Origin of the sequence: Desulfobotulus mexicanus (assembly GCF_006175995.1) — a bacterium.
In the GTDB taxonomy this organism is placed as follows: domain Bacteria; phylum Desulfobacterota; class Desulfobacteria; order Desulfobacterales; family ASO4-4; genus Desulfobotulus; species Desulfobotulus mexicanus.
Map to the genome: position 1 here is coordinate 26398 of NZ_VDMB01000027.1, position 11035 is coordinate 37432.

The following is an 11035-nucleotide window of genomic DNA, read 5'->3' on the forward strand; positions in this document are numbered from 1 at the left end:
CCGGATCCCAGGGGCGCAGACCCGCCTTCAATTTTGTACAGAGGTTTTTATTTTCCAGATCATTCCGGCCCCTTCCTGACGCTGTGGAACACAAAAAAACCAGAACGGGAAACATTAAACAAAGGGAAGAATTTTGATGTCTAAAAAAATGATGACCATCGACGGCAATACCGCAGCAGCTCACGTGGCCTATGCCTTCAGTGACATGGCCGCTATTTATCCCATTACCCCCTCTTCCCCCATCGGTGAAATTGCCGATGCCTGGGCAGCAGACGGACGAAAAAATATCTTTGGTCAGGCTGTAACCGTACGCCAGATGCAGTCCGAAGCCGGTGCAGCCGGTGCCGTACACGGAGCCCTTGCCGCAGGAACATACACTTCCACATTCACGGCATCCCAGGGTCTTCTGCTCATGATCCCCAACATGTACAAAATGGCAGGCGAACTTCTGCCCACAGTCTTCCATGTAACGGCCCGTGCCGTGGCAGCCCATGCCCTTTCCATCTTCGGGGATCATCAGGATGTCATGGCCTGTCGTCAGACAGGCTTTGCCCTGCTCTGTTCCAATTCCGTGCAGGAAGCCATGGACATGGCTCTGGTTGCCCACCTTGCAGCCATTGAAGGAAGAATACCCTTCCTCCACTTCTTTGACGGCTTCCGTACCTCCCATGAGGTTCAGAAAATTGAAGCCATTGATTATGAAGACATGGCAAAGCTTGTGAACCGTGAAGCAGTAGCAGAGTTCAAGCACCATGCCATGAACCCCGAGCATCCTGAAATCCGCGGTACTGCCCAGAACCCGGACATCTACTTCCAGGGYCGTGAAGCCTGCAACATATTCTATGATGAACTGCCCCATGTGGTTACAGACTACATGAAAAAGGTCTCCGCACTTACGGGAAGACAGTACAATCTCTTTGATTATGTGGGTCATCCCGAAGCGGAACGTGTAATTGTTGCCATGGGTTCTGCCTGTGAAACCATTGAAGAGACCATTGATTATCTCCTTGAAAAAGGCGAACGCGTAGGTCTTATCAAAGTTCGTCTCTACCGTCCCTTTGTGAACGAGGCCTTCCTTGCTGCCCTGCCCTCCACTGTAGAGCGCATCACCGTACTCGACCGCACCAAAGAGCCGGGTGCCATTGGTGAGCCCCTYTACCTTGATGTCTGCACTGCCTTCATGGAGCACGGCGAAGCCCCCGGTATCGTGGGYGGACGCTATGGTCTGGGTTCCAAGGAATTCACACCCTCCATGGTTAAAACCGTTTATGACAACATGAAGGGCTTTGCCCCCAAAAACCACTTCACCATCGGCATMACMGATGATGTGACCCACACCTCCCTTGAGGTAAAAGAGCAGATTGATACCGCTCCCAAAGGTACGGTTCGCTGCAAGTTCTACGGCCTTGGTTCCGATGGTACCGTAGGTGCCAACAAAACCGCCATCAAGATTATCGGCGACCATACGGATCTTTATGCTCAGGCATACTTCTCCTATGACTCCAAAAAATCCGGCGGCATCACCGTCAGCCATCTTCGTTTTGGTAAAACCCCCATCAAGTCCACCTACCTTGTCAACACCCCGGACTTTGTGGCTGTACAYAAARCCAATTATGTACAGCTTTATGATGTRCTGGATGGCATTATGGACGGCGGCACCTTCCTGCTCAACACCCACTGGACAGCWGAAGAGCTGGAAAATGAGCTGCCTGCRGATATGCGCCGKACCATTGCAGMAAAAAACATCAAGGTTTACACCATAGATGCCGTGAAAATCGCCTCTGAAATCGGCCTTGGTAACCGCATCAACATGGTTATGCAAACCGCCTTCTTCAAGCTTTCCGGCGTACTGCCCTTTGAAGAAGCYATTGATCTCCTTAAAAAAGACATTGCCAAAACCTATGGCAACAAGGGTGAGGCCATCGTTTCCATGAACATTAAAGCCGTGGAAAAGGCTCTGGATGCTCTGGTTGCAATACCCGTTCCCGCTTCATGGGCAACGGCGGTCAGCGGAACCGCAGGAGACAGGGACGAGCCCGAATTCATCCAGAATGTCATGCGCCCGATTCTCGCCCAGAAAGGTGATGACCTTCCCGTATCAGCCTTCTCTCCCGACGGCGTCTTCCCCGTAGGCACCACCCTTTATGAAAAACGCGGTGTTGCCATCGCCGTACCCGAATGGATCATGGATAACTGCATCCAGTGCAACCAGTGCTCCTATGTCTGCCCCCATGCAGCCATCATCCCCATTCTCGCCACAGATGACGAGCTGGAAGGTGCCCCCGCAGACTTTAAAGTCATGGAAGCCAAGGGCAAAGAGCTGGAAGGCATGAAGTTCCGCATTCAGGTCAACACCCTTGACTGCTACGGCTGCGGTAACTGTGTGGACATCTGCCCCGCCAAAACTCCGGCTCTGGTCATGAAGCCCCTGGAAACCCAGACTGCAGTGGAAGTACCCAACCACGAGTTCTCCCTCACCGTGCCCTTCAAGACCGGCATTATGAACAGGGAATCCGTAAAAGGCTCCCAGTTTGTTCAGCCCCTCATGGAGTTCTCCGGTGCCTGCGCAGGCTGTGGCGAGACACCCTATGTAAAACTTCTCACCCAGCTCTTTGGTGAGCGCATGTTCATCTCCAACGCCACGGGATGTTCCTCCATCTGGGGCGGCAGTGCGCCCAGCGCACCCTACTGCACCAATGAAGACGGACACGGACCCACCTGGGGTAACTCCCTCTTTGAGGATGCAGCTGAGTTCGGCTACGGCAAGATGATTGCCGTCAAGCACCGTCGTGAAGGCATAGCCCAGCTTGTAACTGAAGCCCTTGAACTGGATCTGGATGCTGACATTAAAACCGCCATGCAGGAATGGCTGAATACCATGTGGGACGGCAAGCAGTCCGCTGTAACAGGACGCCGCATGGAAGCTGCCCTGGCAACGGCCCCTGCCCATGATATCATCGATCAGATCCTGGATCAGGCAGACCTCTTTGTGAAAAAATCCCACTGGATCTTCGGTGGTGACGGCTGGGCCTATGACATCGGGTTCGGCGGCCTTGACCATGTTCTGGCTTCAGGAGAAGACATCAATATCCTTGTCATGGATACGGAAGTTTACTCCAACACCGGCGGTCAGTCTTCCAAGGCAACRCCTACGGGTGCCATTGCAAAGTTTGCCGCATCCGGCAAGAAAACGGCCAAAAAAGACCTTGGCCGCATGATGATGAGCTACGGCTATGTGTATGTAGCYTCCGTATCCATGGGTGCCAACAAGCAGCAGGTGCTTAAAGCCTTTGTGGAAGCAGAAAACTACCCCGGACCTTCCATTGTAATCTGCTATGCCCCCTGCATCAATCAGGGCATCAAAAAGGGTATGGGCAAGACTCAGGAAGAAATGAAGCTGGCCGTAGAATCAGGTTACTGGCCGCTTTACCGCTTCAATCCCCTGCTGGAAGAAGAGGGCAAGAATCCCTTTGTTCTGGAATGTAAGGCTCCGGACGGAACCCTGCAGGAATTCCTCTCCGGTGAAAACCGTTTTGCCGTACTGGAAAAAACTTTCCCAGAAGAGTCTAAAAAACTCAGGGCTTCCATTGAAGATCAGTACAACAGGCGTTATGCAGCCTTGAAGTACATGGCTGATGCCAAAGGCAGCGCAGAGTAAAGCTTTATTCCGGGAGGCCTTAAAACTTCCCGGATGCAGAAAAAAATGAAGGGGATTCAGCCTGATGCTGAGTCCCCTTTTTTATCTGTATCAGCGATGTAAAATCTCAGATATGCTATCCCCAAAGGAAAAACTATGTGCTAAACTTCTTTTTAAGCAATAAAAAGGAGCCTGCAATGGTGATGTACAGCAAAGAATACAGTGCAGATTTTAAGCTTAGCGTAAGCCTTGCCGCCATCAGAAACGAAGACGGTATTGAAGAAATTGCCCGGCGCTTCAGCCTGTCTCCGGATACCATAATGGAATGGAAAAATGAATTTCTCGCCGGAGCCATGGAATTTTTTAAGCAAAAAGAAAATGTGCCTCAAAAAACCGAATCTTTACAAAACCTGCACCTGCAGATCCGCCGACTCAGCACAAGTATGGATCGTTACCGCAGCCTTTTTGAAAAAATGGGGCAAGGTCTCATTTATCTGGATTCCGGCGGCAGAATCATTGACTGTAATCCTGCGGCACAAAAACTCTCCGGCCTCAGCCCTGCTCAGATGCAGGGGCATGAACCCATTCCACCGGACTGGCTGGCCTTCCGGGAAAACGGAGAAGCTTTTCCCGAAGAAAAAAATCCACTTTCAGATATTTTACGATCAGGTATACCGATGCAGACAGCTCTCATGGGTGTTAAAGATACCGGGGATACAGCACCCCGCTGGCTTCTGATCTCTGCCATGCCCCATCAGACAGAAAATGGCGATCATAAGGGTGTTTTCATTTACATGACAGACATTACAGAGAGAAAGCAGGCTGAGGAAAAAGTTCAGGCCTATGCCATAGAAATGAAAACTAAAAATGCAGCCCTGGATAAAGCCCTTCTGGTGGCAGAGCAGGCCACCCTGGCCAAAAGTGAGTTCCTCGCCAACATGAGCCACGAAATCCGTACCCCGATGAACGGAGTCATCGGCATGACGGAACTTCTGCTGGACACACCGCTTAATCCCGAACAGCAGCACTATGCGAGCACCATACAGAAAAGTGGAGAAAACCTGCTGGCACTGATCAACGATATTCTGGATTTTTCCAAGATTGAAGCGGGTAAGCTGGATATGGACCTTCTGGACTTCAACCTTGAATCCCTGCTGGATGATTTTGCCATGACCATGGCCATGCAGGCCCATCAGAAAGGCCTGGAGTTCATATGCCACGCAGAAACGGATGTACCTTTATGGTTAAGAGGCGATGCGGGCCGTTTACGTCAGATTCTCAACAATCTGGCTGGCAATGCCATCAAATTTACCCAACAAGGAGAAATTGAGGTCAGGGTGGCCCTTTCGGAGCCTGAAAAAATGCCATCCAACTTACCACTATCCTCTCCAGAAAAACTTCAGGGAAAAGTATGCCTTCTTTTTTCCATCCGAGATACGGGCATTGGCATACCCGAAGATCAGGTACACAAACTCTTTCAGAAATTTTCCCAGGTACAGACTGCAGCCAACCGACAGTTTGGCGGAACAGGTCTGGGGCTTGCCATTTCAAAGCAACTTGTCACAATGATGGGAGGAGAAATCGGAGTTTACAACAAAGAAAGCGAAGGAACCACATTCTGGTTCACCGCCGTATTTCCACTTCAGGAACAGCAGGAAAACCAAAAGCCCCTGATCCCTGAAAAACTGAACGGCCTTCAAATTCTTGTGGTGGATGACAACGCCACCAACCTTGAAATTCTAGGTAAAAATCTCCGAAGCTGGGGGGCATACCCCACCCTGATAAGTGAGGCTCACTCCGCGCTCAGCGCCCTCTCCGAATCCTTCCAAAGAACTAATCCTTTTGATCTTGTCATAACAGACATGCAGATGCCCGGCATGGACGGCAAAGATCTTGGAAAAGCCATCAAATCCAATCCGCTGCTCTCCGGAATTCCCCTTGTGATTCTCACATCCATGGATCAGTTCGGCGATGTGCAGCTTTTTGAAAAACTGGGCTTTGCGGCTTACATCAGCAAACCCATACGCAGATGTGAACTGCTTGAAATACTGCAAAGCGTAATGGCCAGACCTTCTTCCGGATCTGCGGATAACGCCATAATCACCTGCCATCATATTCATCAGAAACGCTTTCAACTACAGCACCTTCCCCGTTTTTCCGGTCGTATTCTTCTGGCCGAAGACAACATCACCAATCAGGAGGTTGCCCTTGGCATGCTTAAAAAAATGGGGCTGAAGGTGCATGTGGCGGCCAATGGCCTTGAAGTGCTGGAAGCCCTGAGGACTATTCCATACGATCTGATTCTTATGGATGTACAGATGCCGCAGATGGATGGCCTTGAAGCCACAAAACAGATACGGAAAATGGAAGCTGAAAAATCAAATCTGCTTTCGCCCCTTCCCATCCTTGCCATGACCGCCGGTGCCATGAGCCAGGATCAGGCCATATGCCTGCAGGCAGGCATGAACGACTACATCACAAAACCCGTGAACCCGGAAAGGCTTGCCCTTGTCCTTAAAAAATGGCTGCCTGTGCTGAATGAAGAAAAGCCTGTAGAAACAGATCAACCTGACGGATCAGAAATTTTTAAGGGGAAAGATCATCATATTTTCAATGAACAGGAACTGATGCAAAGAATGATGAATGATGAGGATCTGGTGAAGGTAATAATAGGGACAGTAATTCAGTCCCTGCCCATGAGGATGCATGAACTGGGGCAGGGAATTCAGGAGAAGGATCTGGAAAAAATCCGCTTGCAGGCCCACACCATATACGGCATGGGACTCAATGCCTCCTGTACCGCCCTTGCGAAAGCTGCTTCAGCTATGGAAAAGGCAGCCGTGGAAAAGAAAAACCCTCAGACCTTTGAAACACTGATGTTTCTTCTGGAAGAAGAATTCAGACGGCTCATGGAAAAAATTGAGGTAAACGGCCCCTTGGCATGATGTTTTTAATGATGGCCATAACACATGGCCGTTCAGCATATCAATATAAGGGAGAAGACAATGGGAGGAACTGATTTTATGGAAAAACTGGACGCCTTCATGGAAAAGGAACTCATCCACTCCCAGTTTGCCTGGTGGGAATGGGATATCCGCATCAACCGTGTCATCTGCAATGACCTGAAAGTCACCATGCTGGGTTATGACCCCAAAGATTTCACCGATGTGGGGTATCAGGCATTTACAGAACTCCTCCATCCCATGGATTTTGAACGGACCATGCAGGCCATGCGGGATCATCTGGAAAACCGCGCTCCCCTTTATCAGATCGACTACCGTATCCTGAGAAAGGATGGCACATATACCTGGTACATGGACCGGGGATACGCCATAGACCGGGATGAAAACAACAAACCGCTCCGGCTGCGAGGAATTGTGATTAACCTTGGTTTGGAAATGGAAGAAAAAGCAAAGGATGCAGGTTATTTATCCCAGATACGCCAGCGCCTGCCTTCCCCTGCCAGTGGCGCAGAACACATTGTCACACTCTGCTCCGTGTGCCAGCGTTTCCGCATTGAAGAGCTGCTCTGGGTAAGGGTTCCCCATGAATTCGATAAAGCTTTCCCCGAAAGAATCTCCCACGGTATCTGCCCGGACTGCATCTCCACCCTGTATCCGGAGTTTGACTGAAAAAACACCCCAGTACATGAACCAGATCAGCATCTCTGATATAAAAATCAATAATCAGGCTGAACAAAAAGGAAATACCTGATGCCGGAACCCATAGAAGAACTCATTGCAAAGGGAGAGGCTTTGGACCTGGAATTCAAAACCTGCCGGAATCAATTGAACCGGGATGTTTATGAAACGGTCTGCGCCTTTCTTAACCGGCATGGGGGCACCCTGCTTCTGGGTGTACAGGATAATGGAACCATTCAGGGCATTATGCCGGATGCCATTGCCCAGATCCGAAAAGATTTTGCAACGGCCATCAACAACCCCCAGAAGCTGTATCCGCCAGCCTGGCTTTCCATCCATGAAGAGGAAGTGGAAAACAGGAAGGTTTTACGTATTTATGTACCGGAAAGCTCACAGGTGCACCGGTGCAGGGGCAGAATTTATGATCGCAATGAAGATGGCGATCTGGATATTACAGACCCCACCGTTCAGGTGGCCCAGCTTTATCTTAGAAAGCAGGCAAGTTACAGTGAAAACAAAGTCTATCCATGGATACAGCCTGAAGATCTGCGCCTTGATCTGCTGGATCGCTGCCGTAAATACCTGCGCATCAATTATCCCGGCCATCCATGGGCGGAAATGGGAGATCCGGAGCTTCTGAAAAGCGCCCAGCTCCTCCAGGCAGACCCGAAAAGCGGAAGATCCGGCATAACAAGGGCAGGCGTCATGCTCTTTGGGACAGACAACCTGATTCTGCAGGTCTGTCCTGCCCACCGTACAGACCTGATTTTAAGAAAGGTAAACCTTGACCGTTATGATGACCGGGATCTGGTACGCACCAATCTCATTGAAAGCTATGAGCGTATTCTGGCCTTCGTCAGAAAACACCTGCCCGACCCTTTTCATCTGGAAGGCATTGAACGCCGCAGTCTACGGGATGTGATTTTCCGAGAAGTGGCCTCCAACATGCTCATCCACAGGGAATATGCCAGCGGAGCCTCCTCACGCCTGATCATTGAATATGGCCGGGTTGTGGCAGAAAACCCCTGCAAACCCCATGGTTTTGGCCTGCTGGATCCGGAAAAAGCGGTACCTTTTCAGAAAAATCCGATTTTAAGTGCTTTTTTCCGTGAAATAGACCGAGCCGATGAGCTGGGTTCCGGTATGCGCAAGATGATGCTCTACGGAAAAAAATATGGGGGCGCAGATCCAAAGCTCATTGAAGGGGATATTTTCAAAGTTATCATCTCCGTACCGGAGTATGGCGGAAACCCTGCAAAACTGACAAAAATTCTGTGTACTGCTGACAAAGATACCAAGGAAACAGCCGAAATCACAGGGCAAGTCACAGGGCAAGTCACAGGGCAAGTCACAGGGCAAGTTGAAAAACTACTCAAGACAGTTTCTCATGATATGAGCCGAAAAGAACTGATGGCTGAATTGGATCTTGTAGGCAGGGACAGTTTTGAAAAACTTTATCTCCGCCCTGCATTGGAAGCCGGATATATTGAAATGACCCTTCCGGATAAACCAAAAAGCAGCAAACAAAAATACCGCCTTACGGAAAAAGGCAAGTTGCTACTTGATACTATGAACAAAAAAAATCCATAAACGAAAACCCTATGTTTCCCAGCTCTTTTCCCTACCCGAAAGTTTGTACTAACTGATATCAAAACCATTAGCTGATCTTGACTTAGGGGTCCACCTTATCGTTTCAAGATTGCCCCATGTATCAAGAATGACCATACGGAGTATAATGTTTCAAGGGTCCATTCCTCTGGTAAAACCGCAGGATTCCAGATTTTCATCTTATGTTCATAGACTCGTATCTGAATCGGAGCAGGGACACCATAATCTCGAAGCACCAAAACGTTTAGAACAATCTCCCGCAGGACATCATAAGGAGTTGAGAAGCCACTCAATGAGCTGAAGGCCCTTGGTACAGGACTATTGCTTAGTGGCATTATCGCCTATAAGCAGATCCAGACCCTTGTCACCGGCAGCAAGGACTTCCTTGACCTTTTCGGGGGTAAGTCCAGCACCCTCGGCTATGTCTTCTGGCTTAAGATTCAACTTTGAAAGACGCATGATCGTCTGGTACTTCTCACTATAGACACCTTCATTACGGCCCATCATCATACCTTCGTTTATAAGTCTTTCCGCTGTAGTCATGGCAAGCTCCTTTCCTTTCAGGCTTACATTACCTATGGTCTCAGCCACATATTCAGGCTGAAGATCTGTGGAGCCGTCAGGTACAGGACTATTGTTTGGTGGCATTATCGCCTATGAGCAGATCCAGACCTTTGTCACCGGCAGCAAGAACTTCTCTGACCTTCTCAGGGGTGAGACTCGTAATATCCGCTATCTCTTCAGGCTTCATCTTGTATTTCTGAAGGTTCATGATCGTCTGGTACTTCTCGCTATAGACACCTTCATTACGGCCTTCATTCATCAGTCTTTCCGCTGTAGTCATGGCAAGCTCCTTTCCTTTCAGGCTTACACTACCTATCGTCTCAGCCACATATTCAGGCTGAAGATCTGTGGATTTAAAAATGTACTCTATGGCATTTTTGATGATCTTAAGACCATCTTCATCTTCAAACAAAGAGGATGCCAGCTCAAAATATTCCTTTATGTTGTCTTTCAGCTTCTCTGGATGAAAAATGTTCTTAAAAATGAGCATACAGAACTTCATGGAAACCATTACAAAGAGCTTCTCTTTGATATCCTCATCTTGCCAGCTTGAAAGATCCACAAAAACATACTCTGAATCCGGGATGAAGGGCTTGATCATGGGAGGCAGGTCTTTAAAACAGTCACTGAGAAGACCTGGCTGCCATTTTCTTTCTCCATTATAGATCACTATGGGAATAATAGGGGTGCGTTCTATTTTCTGCTTACGGCAGCGTTCCCAAAAACCACCCGTGTATAAGTGAATCTGAAAAGGAAGATCATTATCCACATAGCTTTTATGCTCAAAAAGCAGAGCTATACGAATCAGCGTACCTTTGAACTGACAGCTGTAAAGCAGATCAGAAAAATACTCTGACAGCTCCTAACCCAAAAAAGAACCCTTTTCCTCCTTCAGGGTACCCAGATCCAGTTCCTCAAGTATGGCAGGCGGCAGGGATGACCGTACCAGGTATGGGTACGGTGGAAGATCTTCATGGTCACCTCTTCAGCTTCGTTGTTGAACGGAAAAAACGGTTTACAACGGGCAGGATTTTCCGTTGGTAACACATTAAGCATGAAGTGTGCCATGGCCTCATGTTTGGTAGGCTCTGTTCCTTACCTGCCGGGAGGATATGTATCCGGCTTTTTTTTCCGGGTTGCGGAGGAAAGATTTGCCTTTTTTGTTTCAGCAGCGGCATAAAGATTGTAGTGTCAGTCATATTAATCTTTTTAAATCAAGGCCTTTCTCCTTTTTTGAGGGGTGGCACATGGATTGCTAAAAGAAAAACAGGCAAGCTTCGGGATCCTGTTTGTTTTGGTCAGAGATCTTTTACCCGGAAGAAAGGAAGCCCCCATGATTTTTTCTCCAGCACCAGCCATGTCTTTTGAAAAGGGTTTCATGCCCTCCCGGTCTGGTAACCAGGGCAGTGGTGGAATGGATTTTGATACTTTTCTTGAAAAAGCCCGGGGGCTGGAAGAAAAGGGTGACTCAAAGACCGACCCAAAGCTTTCCCTGCAGACTGTTTTGGACAGGATGCGTATGCAGCTTCAGGCTTTTATGGGTATGGGGCGGCAGGATATGTCCGCAGATCCGGAAGCCATGGAC

At 49.0% G+C, this 11035-nt stretch carries 7 protein-coding genes; 5 read left to right on the top strand and 2 right to left on the bottom strand.

All coding sequences use genetic code 11. The features are described from left to right. The first annotated feature begins 136 nt into the window (after positions 1 to 136). The 4 genes from nifJ (at position 137) to FIM25_RS14770 (ending at position 8868) form a co-directional block, all read left to right on the top strand. Positions 137 to 3658: a pyruvate:ferredoxin (flavodoxin) oxidoreductase gene (gene nifJ, locus FIM25_RS14755; RefSeq protein ID WP_139450627.1), complete on the top strand. Its 3522-nt coding sequence runs from the start codon at positions 137 to 139 to the stop codon at positions 3656 to 3658. Positions 3659 to 3834: 176 nt separating this feature from the next. Further along, positions 3835 to 6582: a response regulator gene (locus tag FIM25_RS14760; RefSeq protein ID WP_139450628.1), complete on the top strand. Its 2748-nt coding sequence runs from the start codon at positions 3835 to 3837 to the stop codon at positions 6580 to 6582. Between the two features lie 60 nt (positions 6583 to 6642). Continuing rightward, positions 6643 to 7269 carry a PAS domain-containing protein gene (locus FIM25_RS14765; protein WP_179953423.1) on the top strand — a complete coding sequence of 209 codons (627 nt, stop codon included), beginning with the start codon at positions 6643 to 6645 and terminating at the stop codon, positions 7267 to 7269. A gap of 81 nt (positions 7270 to 7350) precedes the next feature. Continuing rightward, positions 7351 to 8868: a Fic family protein gene (locus FIM25_RS14770; RefSeq protein WP_139450630.1), complete on the top strand. Its 1518-nt coding sequence runs from the start codon at positions 7351 to 7353 to the stop codon at positions 8866 to 8868. 336 nt (positions 8869 to 9204) lie between these two features. Here the strand turns inward: FIM25_RS14770 and FIM25_RS14780 are convergent, their stop codons facing one another. Next, the gene (locus FIM25_RS14780) at positions 9205 to 9534 is read right to left on the bottom strand and encodes an RpnC/YadD family protein (protein WP_139450631.1); all 330 of its coding nucleotides are present in this window, start codon (positions 9532 to 9534) and stop codon (positions 9205 to 9207) included. Next, a complete protein-coding gene (locus tag FIM25_RS14785) occupies positions 9518 to 10309 on the bottom strand; it encodes an Rpn family recombination-promoting nuclease/putative transposase (RefSeq protein WP_139450632.1) in 792 nt (263 codons plus the stop codon). Before FIM25_RS14785 ends, FIM25_RS14780 begins: the two co-directional genes overlap by 17 nt. 474 nt (positions 10310 to 10783) lie before the next feature. Here FIM25_RS14785 and FIM25_RS14790 point away from each other — a divergent pair. Then, positions 10784 to 11035 (top strand): hypothetical protein (locus FIM25_RS14790; protein WP_139450633.1); only part of this gene is annotated, 252 nt, incomplete at its 3' end.

Bases quoted from the DNA above. Each gene is read 5' to 3' on its own strand.
- FIM25_RS14780 (WP_139450631.1), bottom strand. From the start codon at position 9,534: ATGCCACCAAACAATAGTCCTGTACCTGACGGCTCCACAGATCTTCAG.
- FIM25_RS14765 (WP_179953423.1), top strand. From the start codon at position 6,643: ATGGGAGGAACTGATTTTATGGAAAAACTGGACGCCTTCATGGAAAAG.
- FIM25_RS14770 (WP_139450630.1), top strand. From the start codon at position 7,351: ATGCCGGAACCCATAGAAGAACTCATTGCAAAGGGAGAGGCTTTGGAC.
- FIM25_RS14760 (WP_139450628.1), top strand. From the start codon at position 3,835: ATGGTGATGTACAGCAAAGAATACAGTGCAGATTTTAAGCTTAGCGTA.